Source organism: Pseudarthrobacter sp. alpha12b, from assembly GCF_054130495.1.
On record NZ_CP196746.1, the window covers coordinates 2379732 to 2398960 of the forward strand.

Annotated in this window: 14 protein-coding genes; 1 reads left to right on the plus strand and 13 read right to left on the minus strand. The window is 66.5% G+C overall.

The features are described from left to right. Positions 1–9: 9 nt before the first annotated feature. From exaC to ACTAQI_RS10990, 6 genes are all read right to left on the minus strand, one after another. Positions 10–1533: an acetaldehyde dehydrogenase ExaC gene (gene exaC / locus ACTAQI_RS10965; RefSeq protein WP_457945830.1), complete on the minus strand. Its 1524-nt coding sequence runs from the start codon at positions 1531–1533 to the stop codon at positions 10–12. A gap of 170 nt (positions 1534–1703) precedes the next feature. Continuing rightward, complete coding sequence (locus ACTAQI_RS10970; protein ID WP_457945832.1) at positions 1704–3047, minus strand: GAF domain-containing protein; 1344 nt, start codon at positions 3045–3047, stop codon at positions 1704–1706. Between the two features lie 33 nt (positions 3048–3080). Beyond that, positions 3081–4352 carry a glycosyltransferase gene (locus tag ACTAQI_RS10975; RefSeq protein WP_457945834.1) on the minus strand — a complete coding sequence of 424 codons (1272 nt, stop codon included), beginning with the start codon at positions 4350–4352 and terminating at the stop codon, positions 3081–3083. Continuing rightward, entirely contained in the window at positions 4352–4963 is a 612-nt protein-coding gene (locus ACTAQI_RS10980; RefSeq protein ID WP_457945836.1) for a TetR/AcrR family transcriptional regulator, read from the minus strand. The genes ACTAQI_RS10975 and ACTAQI_RS10980 overlap by 1 nt, the downstream gene beginning before the upstream one ends. Before the next feature lie 40 nt (positions 4964–5003). Continuing rightward, positions 5004–6464 carry an FAD-dependent oxidoreductase gene (locus tag ACTAQI_RS10985; RefSeq protein WP_457945838.1) on the minus strand — a complete coding sequence of 487 codons (1461 nt, stop codon included), beginning with the start codon at positions 6462–6464 and terminating at the stop codon, positions 5004–5006. A 45-nt stretch (positions 6465–6509) separates the two neighbouring features. Beyond that, positions 6510–7505, minus strand: a complete 996-nt coding sequence (locus tag ACTAQI_RS10990; RefSeq protein ID WP_457945840.1) for a DNA topoisomerase IB — start codon at positions 7503–7505, stop codon at positions 6510–6512. 118 nt (positions 7506–7623) lie between these two features. On the opposite strand from ACTAQI_RS10990, the gene rarD reads away from it, so the two are divergent. Further along, positions 7624–8652, plus strand: a complete 1029-nt coding sequence (rarD, locus tag ACTAQI_RS10995; protein WP_457945842.1) for an EamA family transporter RarD — start codon at positions 7624–7626, stop codon at positions 8650–8652. Here the strand turns inward: rarD and ACTAQI_RS11000 are convergent, their stop codons facing one another. From ACTAQI_RS11000 to ACTAQI_RS11030, 7 genes are all read right to left on the minus strand, one after another. Then, positions 8653–10335: an endo-1,4-beta-xylanase gene (locus tag ACTAQI_RS11000; RefSeq protein ID WP_457945844.1), complete on the minus strand. Its 1683-nt coding sequence runs from the start codon at positions 10333–10335 to the stop codon at positions 8653–8655. 20 nt (positions 10336–10355) lie between these two features. Continuing rightward, positions 10356–12140, minus strand: a complete 1785-nt coding sequence (locus ACTAQI_RS11005; protein ID WP_457945846.1) for a polysaccharide deacetylase family protein — start codon at positions 12138–12140, stop codon at positions 10356–10358. A 56-nt stretch (positions 12141–12196) separates the two neighbouring features. After that, on the minus strand, positions 12197–13981 hold the full coding sequence (locus ACTAQI_RS11010) for a polysaccharide deacetylase family protein (RefSeq protein ID WP_457945848.1): 1785 nt from the start codon (positions 13979–13981) through the stop codon (positions 12197–12199). Positions 13982–14000: 19 nt separating this feature from the next. Next, entirely contained in the window at positions 14001–15341 is a 1341-nt protein-coding gene (locus tag ACTAQI_RS11015) for a glycosyltransferase family 2 protein (protein ID WP_457945850.1), read from the minus strand. 3 nt (positions 15342–15344) lie between these two features. Next, on the minus strand, positions 15345–15770 hold the full coding sequence (locus ACTAQI_RS11020; protein ID WP_457945852.1) for a hypothetical protein: 426 nt from the start codon (positions 15768–15770) through the stop codon (positions 15345–15347). Positions 15771–16380: 610 nt separating this feature from the next. Next, on the minus strand, positions 16381–17751 hold the full coding sequence (gene gabT / locus ACTAQI_RS11025; RefSeq protein WP_457945854.1) for a 4-aminobutyrate--2-oxoglutarate transaminase: 1371 nt from the start codon (positions 17749–17751) through the stop codon (positions 16381–16383). Positions 17752–17789: 38 nt separating this feature from the next. Continuing rightward, positions 17790–19220, minus strand: coding sequence for an aminobutyraldehyde dehydrogenase (locus tag ACTAQI_RS11030; protein WP_457945856.1), 1431 nt, complete (start codon positions 19218–19220; stop codon positions 17790–17792). Between the last annotated feature and the right edge of the window lie 9 nt (positions 19221–19229).

Consider the following 19229-nt stretch of genomic DNA (forward strand, 5'->3'; position numbering starts at 1 on the left):
GGCTGGGGCCTAGAAAAAGCCCAGCTTGTTTTCGTCGTAGCTGACCAGCAGGTTCTTGGTCTGCTGGTAGTGGTCCAGCATCATGGCGTGGTTCTCGCGCCCGATGCCCGAGGACTTGTAGCCGCCGAAGGCGGCACCTGCCGGGTAGGCGTGGTAGTTGTTGACCCAGACGCGCCCGGCCTGGATCTCGCGGCCGGCGCGGTAGGCGACGTTGCCGTTGCGGGACCAGACGCCGGCACCGAGGCCGTACAGGGTGTCGTTGGCGATGCCCATGGCGTCGTTGTAGTCGCTGAACTTCGTCACCGCCACCACGGGGCCGAAAATCTCCTCCTGGAAGATCCGCATCCTGTTGTGGCCCTCGAACACGGTGGGCTGAACGTAGAAGCCGCCGGCGAGGTCGCCCGGGAGTTCGGCCCGCGCGCCGCCGGTGAGGATCTTGGCGCCCTCCTGCTTTCCGATGTCGATGTAGGACAGGATCTTCTCCAGCTGGTCGTTGGATGCCTGCGCGCCAACCTGGGTCTCGGTGTCCAGCGGGTTGCCCTGGATCATCTTTTCCACCCGGGCCACGGCGTCCGCCATGAAGGATTCGTAGATATCCTCCTGGACCAGTGCCCGCGAGGGGCAGGTGCAGACTTCGCCCTGGTTGAAGGCGAACAGCGCGAAGCCTTCCTGGGCCTTGTCGTAGAACGCGTCATTTTCCTGGGCCACGTCGTTGAAGAAGATGTTGGGGCTCTTGCCGCCGAGTTCCAGGGTGACGGGGATGAGGTTCTGGCTGGCGTACTGGCTGATGAGCCGGCCGGTGGTGGTCTCACCGGTAAAGGCGATCTTCCGGATCCGGGAGCTGGACGCGAGAGGCTTGCCGGCCTCCACGCCAAAGCCGTTGACCACGTTCAGCACACCGGCGGGCAACAGGTCCCCGATGAGTTCCACGAGCACCAGGATGGAGCTGGGTGTCTGCTCTGCGGGCTTGAGGACCACGGTGTTGCCGGCAGCGAGCGCGGGCGCAAGCTTCCAGACGGCCATGAGGATGGGGAAGTTCCAGGGGATGATCTGGCCCACCACGCCGAGCGGCTCGTGGAAGTGGTAAGCGGTGGTGTTCTCATCGAGCTGGGACAGGCTGCCTTCCTGGGCCCTGACCGCGGAGGCGAAATAGCGGAAGTGGTCCGAGGCCAGGGGCAGGTCCGCGTTGAGGGTTTCCCGGACGGGCTTGCCGTTGTCCCAGGTTTCCGCGACGGCGAGCATCTCGAGGTTCTCGTCAATGCGGTCGGCGATCTTGTTCAGGATGGCGGCACGCTCCGCCACGGAGGTCTTGCCCCAGGACGGTGCGGCCTTGTGGGCCGCGTCCAGGGCCAGCTCGATGTCCTCAGCAGTGCCGCGGGCCACCTGGCAGAACGCCTTGCCCGTCACCGGGGTGATGTTCTCGAAGTACTGGCCCTTTACCGGGGCCACCCATTCGCCGCCAATCCAGTTCTCGTACCGGTCCTTGAAGGTGACCTTCGACCCGTCGGTTCCCGGCTGTGCGTAAACGGTCATGTGCTTAGCTCCTTTGCTGTGCAGGAGGCGGGCCCACCAGGGCGCTCGCCGATGAAGACAGCGTAGGAGCCGGGAGGTTGCAGCCAGGTTGCGCCCCACCTGCCCCCTAACCTCGCAAGCTCGGCCAGGGAACCCTGCAGGCGTGGGCCCATCCTCGCAACCCCAAATAATCAGGAGCGCAGTTCGGCTTCCAGCCGTTCCACGTCGGCCACGACGGCGGCCCGCTTGGGTGAGCGCGGCGGCAGGAGGCGGAGCGCGGCGCGGCGGATGCCGACGTCGTCCCTTGCCTCGGGGAGCGTGGCGTACTTCAGCAGGGACTCGGCACTGCCGTCCGTGAGGACCGCTTCCCGAAGCAGCGACGAAACCCGGTTCCTCAGCTCCACAATGCCCGGCGCCTCCGACCGCGGGAGCATCTCGCCGCGGTAGATTTCCAGGGCAATCCGGTGTGCACCGCGCTGCAGGCAACTGAGCACCTGGCCGGTATCCGGCACCAGGTCGATGGGCAGCTTGTAGGGCCGCGAGCCGGGAACAGCATCCGGCGAGAGCTGCTGGAGGACTTTCCGCAGCCGGACCATCTCGGCACGCAGCGTCATGGTGGAGCCCTCCCCTGGATACAGCCACGAGCTGAGTTCCTCGGCGCTGAGCCCCTCCGGATGCGCGCTCAGCAGGGCCAGGATCTCGCTGTGCCGCGCGGACAGCGAAACTGTCCTGCCGCCCAGGCTGAGTAAGGCCTGGTCGCGCCCCAGCAACTGAAGGCTGTTCCGGTAGAGGCTGCCTTCCTTGGCTCCCTGGCCCTGCCTGGCGGTGGAAGCAGGGGACCGTCGTCGTACTGGCTTCCTGGCGAGCTCCGCTGCAAGCTGCAGGCGCTCCACCCGCAGCTGCGCCTGCGCGGCGGCCACCGTGGCCTCCACCAGCGACAACGTGTGCGGTGCCACGGCGGTGGCCGTCCCGGTGATGTCCACGACGCCGAGCACGGCGCCGGAGTCCGGATCATGGAAGGGGACGGCGGTGCAGCTCCAGGGGTGGACGGTCCGCTGGTAGTGCTCGGCGCCGGCGATCTGGATCCCCCTGCCCAGGGCAAGCGCTGTGCCCGGAGCGCTGGTGCCGACGCTGGCCTCGGACCAGTCGGCGCCGGGAACGAACATCATGCCTTCGGCCCGGCGTTGGAGGGTGGGGTCGCCATCCACCCACAGCAGCCTGCCCACCTCGTCGCCCACCGCAACCAGGAGACCGCTGTCATGGCTGGGCTGGACCAGGAGTTTGTTGATGACCGGCATGATGGCGGCCAGGGGGTGCTGCCGCCGGTAGTCCTCCAACTGGTCCCAGTCGAAGGCCAGCGGCGCAGCCACGTTGTCCGGGTTGGCCTTAAAGCCTGCCGACCGCTGCCAGGACTCCCTGATGAGGTTGCGCAGGCCTGGGATTTCGGGAGTGGAACCGCCCAGGCCATGATCCAGGCGCTCGTGGCCGGCCACGGCGGCACGCTGGCGCGGTTCAGGCTGGAGCAGGTTCGTCATCGAACTCCCGGGAATTGCAGGCGTGTGGGGCGGCTAGTCTAACCGGAGCAGTTCCTCCAGCGCATCCACGCCCGCTGCTGCTCCCCCGGCGGCAGCGTAGCCCTCCGCCACCCGGCGCGCCCCCGGCGCCTTGCCCAGGGCCTGGTGGACGGCGGCCAACAGCTTTTCGGGGGTGAGGTCCTTCCTGCTGAGCCGCACTCCCGCGTCTGCCGCCACCACCCGTGCCGCCACCTCGTGCTGGTCGCGGCCGAACGGGACCACCACCACTGGAACGCCTTTGGACAGCGCCTTCTGGGTTGCCCCCATGCCGCCGTGGGTAATGGCAACGGCTGCGCGTTCAAGGACCTGGCCATGCGGAACGAAGTGCTCGAGCCTGGCGTTCGGCGGAACCGGCCCGAAACCGTCCGTACCGCTTGCCCGGTTGGCACCCGCCGATCCCGCTGCGGCCGCCGGCAAGGTGGCCACGACGGTGAAGGGTTCCGCGGCCAGACCCACCAGGGCGGCCCGGACGATTGCTTCATCTGCCTGGTATTCGGAGGAGGTGGTCACCAGGACGAACGTGTCCGGGCCGTCCCGGAGCCAGGCGGGAGGTTCCACGGGCGGTTCCCACTCGAGCGCGCCGATCATGCGCACGTCGGGGCCCCAGTCCGGGTGGGGATACTCGAACGGTTCGGAAGTAGCCACGAGCATCAGCGGCGCGGTCCGGAACATATCGTCGGCGCCACTGACCGGCGGAAGCTTGCCTCCGGACAGTTCAGCCCTCAGTGAATTGATGCGCGGCAGCATCAGCTTTTCGACGGCGCCGATCACCAGGCGGCGTGCCACGGCATCGCGGGCCCTCCCCAGCGGGCCGGACATGGGGGCAAGCCCGGGGCCAAAGGGCGGCGTTCCCTTCGATTGCAACGGCGGGGTGTAGGGGCTGAAGGTGGCCCACGGCAGGCCCGATGATTCGGCCTGGATCCGGGCTCCCCACGCGTTGATGTCGATGAGCAGCAGGTCCGGGCCTACGTCATCGATGGCCTTCTGCAGGTCCGGGGCGTCGAACCGGGCGCGGGCCGTGAAGGTCTCCACGCTGGAAGCCAAGGCGGCCTTCGCGTTGCCGGCGCGGTAGTCCGTGGCCTCGACCGCCAGAATCCGGTCATCCACCGGTCCGGCCTGGAAGCCGGCGCCGCGAAGCGTGGGCCCCTGCTGGCGGAGGGTCCGCACGTGCACGTCGTGGCCCCGGGCCCTCAGCTCCTGGAGCAGCGGAACCATCGGGAAGAGGTGGCCGATGGCGGGTGAGGTGTAGGCAAGGACGGTGGGCATCAGGGCCTCCGGGTGAAGGGTGCAAGCATTTCGAGCAGGCAGCGGGCCACCTGGTCGCGGCTGAGACCGGCGTCGAGGCGCAGCAGTTTCCAGGTGTAGACGTCGCAGAGCGCGACGAACTGGGCAAGGCGGCGTTTCCGTTCCTCCCCGTTCGGCAGGTAGTCGTCCGCCAGGAAAGGTGCGAAGACACGTTCACACCACTGCCGGTGGATCCGCCGGCCGCCCTCGGTGATCTCTGCGAGGACAGGAGAAGTTTCCTCCTCAGCCAGCAACTTCAGGGCCAGGGCGCCGGTGGTTTCGTAGTGTTCCAGGAGATTGTCGACGGCGGCGGGCACGTCGCCGGGCGGGGCGGCACCGCGCTGGGTGGACACCCGGGCTGACGCGAACTGGGCCGTGGCGTGGATCAGCCCCATCCGGTCCCCATGCCTGCGGATGACGGTCTGGACGGTGACGCCGGCGCGTTGGGCCACGGCGTTCAGCGTGACGTCCGCCACGGGCCCCTCCAGAAAGAGGCCTTCAGTGGCCTGCAGGATCCGGCGCCCGGTTTGGGCGGCGGCGGAAGCCCGCTTGGGCGAATCGTAGGCTCGGGTCTTGGCCGCGGCCACATTCATGTTAATCAGACTAACTCGAATACGTTTGCGCGCCTAGGGGTCAGCCGCGGGAGATGCGGATCATGTCCTCGCGCGGCACCACCTTGATCCGTTCGCGCACCACATGGTCCAGGCCCTCGGGTCCGGCCCAGGCCGCGCCGAGGCCCGCCTCGTGGGCGTCGAGCTTGTTCCACCCTTCCCAGGTGGTGTATTCGATGCCGCGCTCTTCGAGCAGGTCGATGATGGCCTGCGGGTCGGGGTTTCGCGCCGCAGGGAGGTTCAGCCGGTCCTCCAGCAGGAAGCCGATGGTCTCCAGCGCGTCACCCTTGGTGTGGCCAATCAGCCCCACGGGGCCGCGCTTGATCCAACCCGTGGTGTAGATGCCCGGAACCGGCTTGCCCTCGGCATCCAGGACGCGGCCGCCTTCGTTGGGGATGACGCCGCGCTTGGCGTCGTACTCCAGTTCGTCCAGCGCGGAGCCGTGGTAACCGATGGCCCGGTAAACAGCCTGGACGGGGTACTCAACGTACTCTCCCGTGCCCTTCGCATTGCCGGTCCCGTCAAGCTGCATGCGCTCGAACTTGATGCTGCCCACCTTGCCCGTGCCGTCGTCGAGCACTTCAACAGGGCTGTGCAGGAAGTGCAGGTGCAGCCGGCGCGAGGAGGGGTTCTCCGACTCCGTGTGCTCCTCCACCAGCCAGTTGGTGAGGGTGTTTACCATGGTCTTGACCTGGTTGTTGCTGCGGATGGCCTCGTCGGAGGCATCATCGAATTCAAAGTCCTCGGGGTAGAGGACAATGTCGACGTCGTCCATGTGGCTCAGTTCGCGCAGCTCCAGCGGAGTGAACTTGACCTGGGCGGGGCCGCGGCGGCCGAAGACGTGCACGTCCGTGACGGGCGAGGCCTTCAGGCCAGCGTACACGTTGTCCGGAATCTCGGTGGTGAGCAGTTCCTCAGGGTGCTTGACCAGCATGCGGGCCACGTCCAGGGCCACGTTGCCGTTGCCGATCACGGCGATCTCCCTGGCCTCCAGCGGCCATTCGCGCGGCACGTCCGGGTGGCCGTCGTACCAGGACACAAAGTCAGCACCGCCGAAGGACCCCTGCAGGTCGATGCCCGGAATGTCCAGGTCCGCGTCCTTGACGGCACCCGTGGAGAAGATCACGGCGTCGTAGAAGGCCCGGAAATCATGCAGCGTCAGGTCCCGGCCGTAGGTCACGTTGCCCAGGAACCGGATGTCGCCGCGGTCCAGCACCTTGTGCAGGGCATTGACGATTCCCTTGATCCGGGGATGGTCCGGGGCCACGCCGTACCTGATCAGTCCATAGGGTGCCGGGTAGGCCTCAAAGAGGTCGATACTCACCTGGAAGTCGCCTTCCTTCACCCCGCTGGACTTGGTGAGGATGTCCGCAGCATAGACTCCTGCCGGTCCCGCGCCGACGATGGCGACGCGGAGGGGACGGTTGGCGGCGGTTTCGCTGTGATTGGACACCGGGAACCCTTCTGAACTGGTGCTGCTCATGTTTCATGAGGGCGCGCAGCCTGGTGCAGCGCACAGTCCCCCATTCTAGTTGGCGGCCAGGGGTACCACTTTGCCTTCGCGGTACAGGAGCGCCCGGAGTTCGGCCTCCGCCGAGTCCAGCCGCTTCGGATCGATGGTTTCGCCGTCGTGGTAGTGGTCCACCACCCGCGGGTCCACGTAGCTCTTGCGGGCAATGGAGGGTGTGTTTCCCAGCGTCTGGGCGGCGTCATACATGGCGCGGCTGATGGCCCGTTTCCGCTTGGCAGCGGTCCGCTGGGTTCCGGTTTGTGCCAGGCTGGCCGCCGCGGCCACCGTCCCACGCAGGGTCCGGAAATCCTTGGCAGTGAAGTCTGAGCCGGTCCGCTCCTTCACGTAGGCGTTGATATCCGCACTGGTGACCGGACGCCACGTCCTGCCCTCCTTGTAAGCCAGCAGCCTCGCGTTCGGTCCCCGCCGCTTGAGCAGGCGCAGGAGGGCGGCGAGGTCGGCGTCGCGGATTTCCGATTCCCAGTCCTTGCCGCTCTTGGCCGGAAAGCGCAGCATGATCCGGTCCTTGCGCACCTGGACGTGGGCGCACAGCAGGGTGGCCAGGCCCCGGCTGCCGTTCTCGTTGGTGTACCGCTCAGAGCCCACCCGCAGGGATCCGCTGTCCAGCATCCGGAACGCCCCGGCCAGGACGCGTTCGCGGGTGAAGCCCTCGCTGCGCAGGTCCATCGTGACCAGGCGGCGGGCTGCGGGCAGCGATTCGGCCAGTTGGAGGGAACGGTCAAACTTCACCCGGTCCTTACGCTCGCGCCACTCCGGATGGTAGATGTACTGCCGGCGGCCCACCGCGTCCACGCCGGTTGCCTGGATGTGTCCGTTCTCAAACGGGGCAATCCACACGTCCGTCCAGGCAGGCGGAATGCCGATGCTTTCCAGCCTGTCCCGGATGGGGCCGGCCGGCAGGGTGGAGCCGTCCAGGTCGCGGTAGCTGAAGCCTTTGCCGGCGGCCACCCTGCGGTAGCCGCGGCCTGAGGCGTTGCTGCGCCGGAGCCTCATCGGGTGGGCTCCGGCAAACGGACACGTGTCATGAAAGCAAGCCTACTGACTATTTTCCGGTTTACCGCCCGCCTGCTGGAATACCTGCCCGGAGCCTGCTGTTATGGACTTCGTGCCCATGCCAGAAGGATCGTCCCCCGCCACCCCAGTTGCCGCCTCCGCAGTAGCCCCGTCCCCCGGGTCAAAGTCCCCGGCGGAGGCCGCGCCGACCGGCCCCGCGCCGGTAGGCAAAGAGACGACGGCGGGCATGCTGTTCGGCATCGGTGCGTACGTCTTGTGGGGGCTGCTCCCGCTGTACTTCTTCATTCTGATGCCCGCCGGCGCCGTCGAAATTGTGGCCAACCGCGTGGTGTGGTCGCTGCTGTTCTGCGCGCTCCTGATCACGGTGACCAGGGCGTGGGGCGTGCTGGCGGTGGCGCTGAAGGACCGCCGCGTTTTTGGCTCCCTCGCGCTGGCGGCCTTCCTGATCGCCATCAACTGGCTGACCTACACCTATGGCGTAACCACGGGGCAGGCCGTGGAAACGTCGCTGGGCTATTTCATCAACCCGCTCGTCTCGGTGCTGCTGGGCGTGCTGGTCCTGAAAGAGAAGCTGCGGCCGCTCCAGTGGGCAGCCGTCGGCGTCGGGTTCGTGGCGGTGGGGGTTCTCACCTACTCCTACGGGAAGCTGCCGTGGATCGCCCTGACCCTGGCGTTCAGCTTCGGCCTGTACGGCTTCGTCAAGAACCGGGTGGGGTCGAGGGTGGACGCCATCACCAGCCTCAGTGTGGAGACCATGGTGCTCGCCCCGCTGGCCGCCGTGGCAATGCTGGTGCTCGCCGCGAACGGCAGTTCCACGCTGACCTCGCAGGGTGCGGGGCACTTCTGGCTGCTGCTGGCGTCGGGCGTGATCACCGCCGTCCCGCTGCTCTTCTTCGGTGCGTCCGCGCGGCGGCTGCCCATGACCACCATCGGGCTGCTCCAGTACTTTGCTCCCGTCCTGCAGTTCGTGGTGGCGCTGGTGGTGTTCCGGGAGGCCATGACCGCGGAGCGCTGGATCGGTTTCGGGGTGGTGTGGCTGGCCCTGTTGCTGCTGACCCTTGACATGCTGCGGATGGCGCGCAGGAACTCGGTGGCCCGCAGGGCAGCGGTCCGCCAGGCCGCCTGATCAGCCACCCAGGGCGCGCTTCACGGCATCGTACGCGGGGGTGGGTTTCCCGTCGTTGAACAGGTGGTCGTGGCCCTGCCGCAGGCTCCCGCCGTCGTCGATCCACCAGTCGTAGCGGTCGTCCACTCCCCAGGTGGTGTAGGAGACGCAGGTGCGCGAGCGCAGGCAAGTGGCCAGTACCGTGGCGTACTGCTTGGCCTGGGCGTCCGTCCCCTGGCCGTCCGTGACGTCGTTCTCGGAGATGCGGACGTGGAGCCCGGCGTCCCCAAAACGCTTGAGCGTCCGGGTGAGGTCGTCGGCTGAGATGGCGTCGGTCTTGAGGTCGTAGACGTGGGCCTGGAGGCCTGCCCCGTAGATGCGGCCGCCCTGGGCATTGGTGTCCAGGATGAGCTTGAGCAGTGCGTCCTGGCGGCGCCCCGGCACGTCGGCGCCGTTCTCGTTGATGTACTGCTTGACGTCCGGATCGGCCGCGTAGACAGCCTTGGAAACCACGGCCGGATAGCCTGGCCCGAAGACGCGGTACCAGATGTTCTGCTGCATGCCGGTCCCCTGGTCCACGTCGAACGGTTCGTTGACCACGTCAAGGGAAGCCAACTGCCCTTTGAAGTGCCCCACCACTGCGGAGATGTAGTCGAGCAGTGCTGCGGCGCTGGTCCGGCGCTCCGCGTCCGAGCCAGTGGGGAGTTCCTGCATCCAGCGGGGCATGGCCTCCGTAAAAGCGATGGTGTGGCCGTGCACCGCCATGCCCTTGCTCCGGGCAATCGCCAGGATCGCATCAGCTTCTTCGAAGGTGTAGACGCCCCGCTGCGGGGAGAGGAACTGCGGCTTCATCGCGTTCTCCGGTGTGAGGGCGCCGAAGTTTTCGCCGAACTCCCGGGCATAGTCCGTGTCCCCGGTGAGGGGCCCCAGTGCCACGGCCGCGCCTACCAGGAAGTCCGGACGGGTCCTGGCGGCGAGCGCCTGCAGGCCGTCCTTTGACGGCTGGACGTCGGCTGCCGCGGCCCCTGAGGTTCGCAGGCCGGCGCTTCCCGGCGCAACCGCCTTGAGCGAGCTGATCTCGAAGTCGCCGGAATCGCTGGAGAATCCCAGCCACAGTTCCCCGGATGAGAACACCTTGCCCAGGGGCAGGGAGGAAAGGGTGTCGTTGCCGCTGGCGACGGCCAGCGTATCTCCGGTGCGGCGCACGGTGAGGGGAGCCCCAGGGTCTTTTATCGTGACGTGTTCATCATGCACGGGCACCGGCTGGGTCACATTTTTCTTCTGCGTTCCGTCGAAGACGGCGATCTTCAGGTCGTTTCCCTGGAGGGTGAGCCGCAGGCCCGCCGGTTCCACGCGGAACTCATCGGCGATGACGGGCGGCCGGTTGTACAGAGCCCAGGATGCGTCCGCGGTCACGTCCGCGAATGTTGCGCTGAGCGAAAAGTCCCCGCCGACCACCAGGTGTGTGCCGGCGAGGTTGAGCGGGGGGTTCGGCTGGCCTCCCTCCCCGCTCTGCTCCACGATGCGCCTGGCGGTGGGCGTCACCTGGAGTGCGCCGTTCCCGGCCCGGACGCCCGGAACATCCTGCCAGTCCCCGTGCAGCAGGTCCAGCGTCACGTCGGGCTTGGGCGGGGAGCAGCAAGCCAGGACAACGAGGAGGGCGGACACCAGCACCACTGTCAGTGCGTGCGGGCGGCCGCCCATCCTTCGTCCTCTCCCCGCTGCTAGGACTTGGTCCAGCGGACGTCGTCGAAGTACGCCTGCAGTCCCGAATTGCCCTGGACGATGACCTGCAGGCTCGCCTTTGCCACCGCGGTGCTGCTCGGCGAGTACGTCAGGTCCACATTGGTCACGCCACCGGCCGAGACCCCGAGCTTCCACTGCCCGGAGATCCATTGCCCTGCGGCGTTGTATTCGTCGATGTAGAAGCCCATCTCGCCGCTGGTCCGCGCCGTGATGTTGAGGTAGCTGGCGATCTTGTAGCTGCCGGCTGCCACCGCCACCTGCGGGGAGAACAGGTGTTTGTTGGCCGTGGTGGCCGTCATCTTGACCGAATTCACCGGGTTGGCCGGGCTCCCGTGGTTCGCCGCGTCAGCCAGGATGGTTGACGCGGAGTCGGTCCGCCAGCCGGAGCCGATGCCGGCATCAAAGGTCCCGTTTGCCACGAGATTGGGGGACGGCGTGGTGGACCCTGCCCCGAGTGCCAGCATCTGCATGTTGTCCACATAAGCCGTGATGCCGGTGCCGGTCACGTAGACCTGCAGGCTGGCCGACGCCACGCTGCTGGAGCTCGGGGTGTAGGTGAAGTTCATCGACTCCACCCAGCGGGTGTTCTCCCGCTTGCGGAACTGCCCGGAGATCCATTGCCCGGCCGCGTTGTACTCGTCAACGTAGAAGCCCACTTCCCCGGACGAGATCGATGCCACGTTGAGGAAGGCCTTGAACAGGTAGTTCGTTGGCGCCGTCACCGGAACCTTCGGCGAGAACAGGTGGCCCGCAGCCGAGCCGGATACCAGCTTTACCGATTTGGCCGGGTCCGGGTAGCTCCCGTTGTTCCCGGCATCCGCGGTGATCGTCGCCGGGGTGTCGGTGCGCCAACCGTCGGCGATTCCGTTATTGAACGTGGGGTTCGCCAGGAGGTTGGGGCTGCCGTTCACCAGGCCCTTGCTGACATTGACGTTCCTGATCTGTCCGGCTGCAACTTTGGTCTGCACATACGCGGCCAGCTGGTCCAGTTCAGCCGTACCGTACTGGTAGTCATCCGGATTCTGGCTTGGCGAGGGCCTGATGTCGTGGAACGTGAACACTGCCCAGGTCTTGTTGGCAATGGCCTCGTCAACCTTGGCCTTCAGCGTGGAGACCGGGGTTGTGACTTCCTGCACCGGAGTGTTGTGGAGCAGCAAGTCGCCCAGTGGCCAGATGTTGTTGCCCACGTCCGCAAAACCGCGCATCGAGCTGTAGTACTTTGCAATCTGGGCCAGCGCCGACATGTCGTAATCGCCGTAAGGCGTGGCCAGCGCGGTGGCGTTGAACCCGTGGGCCGCCAGTGCGGACCTGCTGTTGGCCAGCTCGGCGTCCACCTGGGCGGCCGTCAGCTTGGTGGCCTGGCAGTCGTTGCCCACGCTCACAAGGCACTGGTGGTCAACGGTGTGCGAGCCGATCTCCCAGCCGTAGGTGTTTTGCAGCTGCGTGATCTGGTCCCACGTCATGTAGGGAACGTCGGTGTTGGCGCGGCAGCTGTTCGGCACAGCGGTCATCCCCACACAGTTGGTGATGACATAGCTGGTCCCGGTGAGCCCGTACTTCTTGAGTGTGGGAGCAGCCTGCGTCAGGGCATTCTGCATGCCGTCGTCGAAGGTGAAGGACACGAGTGGCGTGGGGGCGGGGTTGTCCACGGCGGCGTTCGCGGCCGCAGGGGACAGCAGCGCGGCGGCTATGGCCCACACGGCTACCCCGATGGTCAGGAGCCTGGCGCGGCTTCGCGCCAGACCGGATCTGGATGTGATCATGACTTTCTCCTTCTTTCGGGTGGCGAAGGCGCCGCGTCTCACCGCCGTGGTGGTGGTCACGGGCCCTGCAACTGCTCGAACGCCTGGGCAACCGGTTTAACTTGGATGCCGCTGTCGTCGATGAGCTGCAGCTGGGTTGCGAGGACATCGCTGGTGATGGTGCTGCTGTCCGCCGCAATAGTGTTCTTCTGGGTCCCCGACGAATCGGGGGCAGCAATCTGGTGGTAGACCAGGATGAGCCAGCCGTTGGACCGGGAGGTCTCGGCGAGCGCTTCCTTGAGGGTGTCCGGCGTGGTTACATCGGTCACGTACAGGACTTTCAGGTCGTGCGGATTGATGTTTTGCCTGGTGTTGATGCCGTCGTCCGTCCCCCGCATGATCTTGAAGTACTTGCCCGCGTACCAGTCCACCTGGGGGTCGGAGCGACCGTACGGCGGTGCCAGGTCATCCGTGGGGAGGCCGGCTGAGGCCAGCGCATCCTCGCTCTTGCGCAGCTCATCGTCCAGCCGGTCGGCGCCCACGGACGTAAGGTCGACGTGCTGGTAGGCGTGGGCGGCGATTTCATGTCCCGCCTGGTGCATCTGCTGGACCTCAGCGCCCGTGATGAAGTTCGGAGTCTCGATGGAACTGGGGTTGACGTACTGTGTGGACCGGAAGCCGTGCTTGTCCAGCAGGGGCAGCGCGCGGTCGTACACCGACTGCCATCCGTCGTCGAACGTGATCGAGACCATGGCCTGGTTCCACCGCAGGGGCCCGGGTTTGGTGATGTCCATAAGGGAATAGTCGCGGACGGCGGTGGTGCCGTTCCCGTGTGCAACCAGGGTGACCATCGCGTTGGCCGCCCCGACCGGGACTTGGAAGGCCTCGCTCAGGGTGGTCCACTCCCCCGCCGGCGGCACGGTCTCCAGGTTCCGGAACGTGCGCCCTCCGCCCGCGAGCTCGAACTCGGCCACCACATCCACGTCGCGGTCCGACTTGTAGGCCGCGCCGAACCTGAAGTAGCGGTCCGGGGTCACCGGAATGGGCTCGTACTGCCATTTCGCCTCCCCGTTTTGGTAGTTTCCGATGCGGGTCCACAGGAAGCTTCCCTGGCCGTCCTCACCGCGCCCGGACTCCACCGTTGACGTCCCGGACGAAAAGGGGGACCAGAAGGCGGGTTGGTTCGGCTGCGTACCGGCAAACCCCGGGTTGGGGATCGCGTTGGGGCCCGTGGGGCCGGGCGGCGGAAGCTGGACATCGTCTGCTGCCTCGAGGTAGGCGCCCTCCACCCGGGCGGTGCCCGCAGATGCGAAGCGGAAAACGTACTCCACCGCTGTGACGGTGTCGCCGCTGTTGAACGCATCACTTACCGTGAACGCTGATGTACCGGGCCGTTCCAGGGGGTTTCGCAGCTGTTCGAGGCTGGTGCTGCCATCCTTGTGGTGCTTCCGGGCCAGCAGCCTGAAATCGGCATCCGTCGTGGCGAACGCCTTGAAGAAGTAGGTCTTGCCCGGAGCGACATCGACCCGGGGGCTGGTGAGGGTGACATCGCCCGTGACGTACTGGGTGATATCGAGCTTCAGCGCCCGGGCACCCATCTGGCCGGGCACCAGTTCCATGGAGGTCTTCGCGTCCCCGCTGTGGCCGGCGGTCCAGCCACCTGCCGGGGCCAGGGAAGAACCGGCCGACGGCGACGGGCCTGGTGTCGCCGCAGGCCCGGCAACGGCGGGAAAGAGCGCCGGAAGCAGGTTGGCCCCGGGCCGCGCCTGGGCGAAGCTGCCGAGCCTGCCCGTGTACACGAACCAGCCGGCGGTGATCAGGAGGACCAAAACGGCGATGACCAGCAGCGGATTCAGCAGCACCCGGCGAACCCTCCGGCGCCTAGGCGGCACGGGTTATCACCGCCGTGCTGCCGGCCCGCTGCGGGGACTTCCAGATGTTGATCTGGGGACGCCGGACCAGCCCACGGGAGCGGGCGATGCAGCGGACCGCCGCCGCCAGCTGCACCAGGTCCATGATGTAGAACAGGAAGTAGGCGGTGGGCGCGTACATGCAGAGCTTGGTTCGTTCACGCGGTGACAGGTTCTCATCCATCAGGATTGTCAGGAGCGTGTAGGCGGTGATGGTTGCATACGCACCGATGATCAGGGCGGGCGTGTACGTGGCCAGGGACCAATAGACCGCGTACGTCCAGGCCAGGGGCGAGACGAGCAGCGTGAACTCGCTCAGCATGGCCATGGGCATCCGGTAGTAGGCCAATGTGCGGCTGTACCGGCGGCTCGGGTTCAGGATCATGCCGCGGTATTTGATGAGGTTCTGGATGCTTCCGTACTTCCAGCGGTAGCGCTGCTTGGCCAGGGCGCGGAACGTGAGCACGCCCTCGGTTTTCGCCACTACGTCCGCGCCGTAGACCATGCGGAAACGCCGGTTGCCCAGGTGGGTGATCTTTGCGCTCAGGCCGATGTCCTCGGTCACGGTGTCCGTGTCATAGAAGTCCACCTTCTGCAGCACGCGCATCCGGTATGTGGAGGCCACTCCGCCCACCACGAACTCGCAGTTCAGCAGCGAGTAGAGCTTCTTGGAGCGGTACCCGATCATGTGCTCGAACCGCTGGAGGATGCCCAGCGCCGTGGTCTCCTCCATAATCTGGACGTTCGCGGCGACACCGGCCACGTAGGGATCGTCGAAGTATGACAGGGCGTTCGAGATGGTGTCCGGCTGGATGATCGAGTCGGCGTCGAGCGTCATCACGAACTGGCCGTGCGCGAACCGTCGCAGCACCGAATTGAGCGCCGCGCCCTTGCCTACGTTCCTGTGCATCCGCACGAGTCGCAGGTCCATCCCGGGATGGCGCAGCTGGTAGTCGCGGACCAGCCGGCCCGTGAGGTCACCGGATGCGTCGTCCGCCACGAGGACTTCGAAGGAAGGGTAGGTGCTGCGCCGGATGGAGTCGAGCGTCCGGACGATCACTGCTTCCTCGTTGTGGGCCGCAATGACGATGGAGACCAGCCCCGGTACCTCGGGGAGGGCGCGCCGGGTCCACGTGGCCGTCGCCGCACACTCCGGCTGGTACACGGCAGGGAGCCGGACGCCCCTGATTCCCTTCCGCCGCTGCTGCCAGATGTCATAGAAGTTGGCACCGGCCAGGTAGAGGCCGAAGTGCACGACGTAGAGGATGCTGACCGCTGCGAAGAGCCAAAAGACCACGAGCGTGATGTCCATCGCTCACCGGTCCGCGGAGTTGGCTGCAAACACATTCGAGACGGTGTCGGGCAGCGGGACGTTGGCCGGCTGTAGCAGGTCGATCCCGGCCGTGATGGCGGGCACGACCGCGATGGCCGGTATCACGACCGCCGCGGCTGCGTGGGTTGCAGCGGACCCGGTGGCGCCGGGCGGAACGATCGTTGACCCAACGATGTTTGGAACGGACGCGCCCGCTGCGGCAATCCGGGCCAAGGCCCGGCGCGCGGACCGCCGGTAGAACCGGATACCGACGAAGCGGATGACCACGGTGACAGTCACCAGGCTCCACAGCACCAGGCTCATCTGGGCCACGAAACCAAGCAGGCTCTCGAACATGGCGCCGTCCCGGCCGAAGGTGGCCTCTGCAGGCAAGGCTGCGGGAACTGCGAGGCTTAGCAGATGCGTCACCACAGCCCCTCCCCCACTGGTGGCAGATCAGCGGTGCGGCCATACCTCCATTGCCTGTATCCCGGTTCCGCCCGGTGCGCGGAGCCCTTGTTGTGCCCGTTCCTGTCCCCGGTTTCCCTCGAAGGCTGCGTCATTGCGTTCCCCTGTCTTAGGCAAGATGTCCTCATTGGGCTGTGGGGTGTCACCGCCTGGGGTGCCCGCGCGCCAGGCGTTGGTGGAAGTCCCTGTCGTCAGCACCATGGGAGGGCAGCGTCATTACCCGGCGGCTGACTCGATAGGAGCGCAAACGCAGCTCCTGCATTGTGGGGTGGCAGGCGGCGCCTTCGGGCATCCGGGCGTCGCGCGCTGCCTGACCCGTTTATAGGTCTAAATTACGTATCCCTGCGGAGGCCGGACACCAGTAACGGGTACTCAATAACAATCTTTGGGGTTACTTACCGAAAGGACGTAGGGGGACCGCTGGTTGCCTGGCGGCAAGGGCGCAATATTAGGTAGTTTGAGCTGCGCGGGGCGGGGGCCTAGGTACCCCCTAAGGCAGGCTTCCGCGGCAACAAAAAAGGCAGCACCCCAGCGGGGTGCTGCCCTTTTCAACAAGCGGGTTTTGCGGCTCTTAGGCGTTGGCCTTGATGGCGGCGGCAAGGACTTCCAGGCCGTCGGCCAGCAGCTCATCGGTGATGACCAGCGGCGGCAGCAGGCGGATGACGTTGCCGTAGGTGCCGCAGGTGAGGACGATGACGCCCTCCTTCAGGCAGGCGGCGGCTACAGCCTTGGTCAGTTCCGGGTTCGGTTCCTTGGAGCCGGCCTGGACAAGTTCGACGGCGAGCATGGCACCGCGGCCGCGGACGTCGCCGATCACGGCGGTGCCGGCGCCGGCCAGTTCGGCCTGCAGTTCGCGCAGGCGGGCCGTGGCGATGGATTCGATGTGGCGGGCACGGCCATTGAGGTCGTACTCCTCCATGGATCCGATCGAGGCCAGCGCAGCTGCACAAGCCACCGGGTTGCCGCCGTAGGTGCCGCCCAGGCCGCCGGGGTGCACGGCGTCCAGCAGGTCGGCGCGGCCGGTGATGGCGGACAGCGGCATGCCGCCGGCAATGCCCTTGGCCATGGTCATGATGTCCGGGACGACGCCTTCGTGGTTCACGGCGAACCATTCACCGGTGCGGCAGAAACCGGACTGGACCTCGTCAGCGATGAAGACGATGCCCTTTTCCTTGGCCCACGCAGCCAGCGCGGGCAGGAAGCCTTCAGCCGGGACGATGAAGCCGCCCTCGCCCTGGATGGGCTCGATGATGATCGCGGCAACCTGGTCGCCGCCGATCTGCTTCTCGATCATGGTGATGGCGCGCTTGGCTGCCTCGGCGCCCGTGATCGCGGGGTTTTCCTCGCGGTACGGGTAGCTCATGGGCATCCGGTAGACCTCGGGCGCGAACGGGCCAAAATTGGTCTTGTACGGCATGGCTTTGGCGGTCAGCGCCATGGTCAGGTTGGTGCGGCCATGGTAGGCGTGGTCAAAGGCGACGACGGCGTCCCGGCCGGTTGCCAGGCGGGCCACCTTGATCGCGTTTTCCACGGCCTCCGCACCTGAGTTGAAGAGGACGGTGCGCTTTTCGTGGTCGCCAGGGGTGAGGCGGTTCAGCTGTTCGGCGACGGCCACGTAGCCCTCGTAGGGGGTGACCATGAAGCATGTGTGGGTGAAGTGCTCCACGGCTTCCTTGACGGCACCGACGACGGCGGGATCGGACGCTCCCACACTGGTCACGGCGATGCCGGAGCCGAGGTCGATAAAGGAGTTGCCGTCGACGTCGTGGATGATCCCGCCGTCGGCGTCGGCTACGTAGACCGGGACGCTGGAGGCGACCCCGGCAGCCACCACGGATTTGCGGCGTTCGGTCAGCGCCAGGGACTTGGGGCCCGGGAAGTCGGCCTGGACGTTGCGCTTCTGCTCCAGGCGGTAGGTGATGTCTGCTGCGGTGGTGGTCATGGTGTTTCTTTCTTTGCTAAAGGGCGCCGGTGGGAAAATCAGGCGTCGAGGGCCGACATCACGTGCTTGATGCGCGTGTAGTCCTCCACGCCGTACATGGAGAGGTCCTTGCCGTAGCCGGACTGCTTGAAGCCGCCGTGCGGCATTTCGGCGGTGAGCAGGATGTGGGTGTTAATCCAGACGGCACCGAAGTCCAGGTCGCGGCTCAGACGCATGGCGGTGCCGTGGTTGGACGTCCAGACGCTGGAGGCCAGGGCGTAGTCGACGTCGTTCGCCAGTTCCACGGCTTCTTCTTCAGTGCTGAACTTCTGGACGGTGATGACGGGGCCGAAGGCTTCCTTCTGCACGATGTCGTCGCTCTGCCGGGCGCCGGTGACAATTGTTGGTTCGAAGAAGAAGCCTTTGTCTCCGGCTTGGTGGCCGCCGGTTTCGATCCGGCAGTTCGCCGGCAGGGACTCCACCAGGGACTTGACCGTGTTGAAGTGGTTGACGTTGTTCAGGGGGCCGAAGTAGTTGTCTTCATCGTTCTGCGAACCGGTGTGCAGGGTCCTGGTGTGTTCCACCAGGGCCGCAAGGAGGTCGTCGTAGGCAGCGTCCTCGACCAGCACGCGGGCAATGGCAGTGCAGTCCTGGCCGGCGTTGAAGAAGGCGAACTCGGCGATTGCCGCGGCGCTCTTCTTGATGTCGGCATCCTTGAACACGATGGCGGGTGCCTTGCCGCCGAGCTCCAGGTGGGCGCGCTTGAGGCCCTTGGCTGCGCCGGAGGCAACAGCGATGCCGGCGCGGACGGAACCGGTGATGGACACCAGGCCGGGAACCTTGTGCTCCACCATCAGGGCGCCGGTTTCGCCGGTGCCCAGCACCACGTTGAGGACGCCCGCGGGCAGGATGTCGCCTGCCAGGCGGGCCAGGACCAGGGTGGATTCGGGGGTGGTGTCGGAGGGCTTGAGGACCACGGTGTTGCCGGCTGCGAGCGCGGGCCCGATCTTCCAGATGGCCATCAGGAACGGGTAGTTCCAAGGTGCCACCTGGGCCACCACGCCGATGGGTTCGCGGCGGACGTAGGAGGTGTGGCCCTCGAAATACTCACCGGCGGACTTGCCCTCCATAATGCGGGCGGCGCCGGCGAAAAAGCGCAGCTGGTCCGCGCCGGCAGCCACTTCCTCGGAGGCGATCAGGGAACGGACCTGGCCGGTGTTGCGGTGCTGTGCCTCGACGAGTTCGTCGCTGTTGGCCTCGATGGCATCGGCGAGCTTGAGCAGCATCAGCTGGCGCTGGCCCGGGGTGACGTGCTTCCAGGTCCGGAATGCGTCCTTCGCGGCGGCCATTGCGGCGTCCACATCGGCCTGCACCGAGACGGGGGCCTGGGCCACCACTTCTCCGTTGGTTGGGTTGACAACGTCCAGCAGTGTGGCGCCGGCAGGGGTGACAAACTTCCCGTTGATGAAGTTCTGCAAGGTTTGGACCACGGTGTGCAA

Coding starts and splice junctions, on each gene's coding strand:
- ACTAQI_RS11015 (WP_457945850.1), bottom strand. CDS start 15,341: ATGGACATCACGCTCGTGGTCTTTTGGCTCTTCGCAGCGGTCAGCATC.
- exaC (WP_457945830.1), bottom strand. CDS start 1,533: ATGACCGTTTACGCACAGCCGGGAACCGACGGGTCGAAGGTCACCTTC.
- ACTAQI_RS10980 (WP_457945836.1), bottom strand. CDS start 4,963: ATGAATGTGGCCGCGGCCAAGACCCGAGCCTACGATTCGCCCAAGCGG.
- ACTAQI_RS11000 (WP_457945844.1), bottom strand. CDS start 10,335: ATGGGCGGCCGCCCGCACGCACTGACAGTGGTGCTGGTGTCCGCCCTC.
- ACTAQI_RS10975 (WP_457945834.1), bottom strand. CDS start 4,352: ATGCCCACCGTCCTTGCCTACACCTCACCCGCCATCGGCCACCTCTTC.
- ACTAQI_RS10970 (WP_457945832.1), bottom strand. CDS start 3,047: ATGACGAACCTGCTCCAGCCTGAACCGCGCCAGCGTGCCGCCGTGGCC.
- ACTAQI_RS10985 (WP_457945838.1), bottom strand. CDS start 6,464: ATGAGCAGCACCAGTTCAGAAGGGTTCCCGGTGTCCAATCACAGCGAA.
- rarD (WP_457945842.1), top strand. CDS start 7,624: ATGCCAGAAGGATCGTCCCCCGCCACCCCAGTTGCCGCCTCCGCAGTA.
- ACTAQI_RS11005 (WP_457945846.1), bottom strand. CDS start 12,140: ATGATCACATCCAGATCCGGTCTGGCGCGAAGCCGCGCCAGGCTCCTG.
- gabT (WP_457945854.1), bottom strand. CDS start 17,751: ATGACCACCACCGCAGCAGACATCACCTACCGCCTGGAGCAGAAGCGC.
- ACTAQI_RS10990 (WP_457945840.1), bottom strand. CDS start 7,505: ATGAGGCTCCGGCGCAGCAACGCCTCAGGCCGCGGCTACCGCAGGGTG.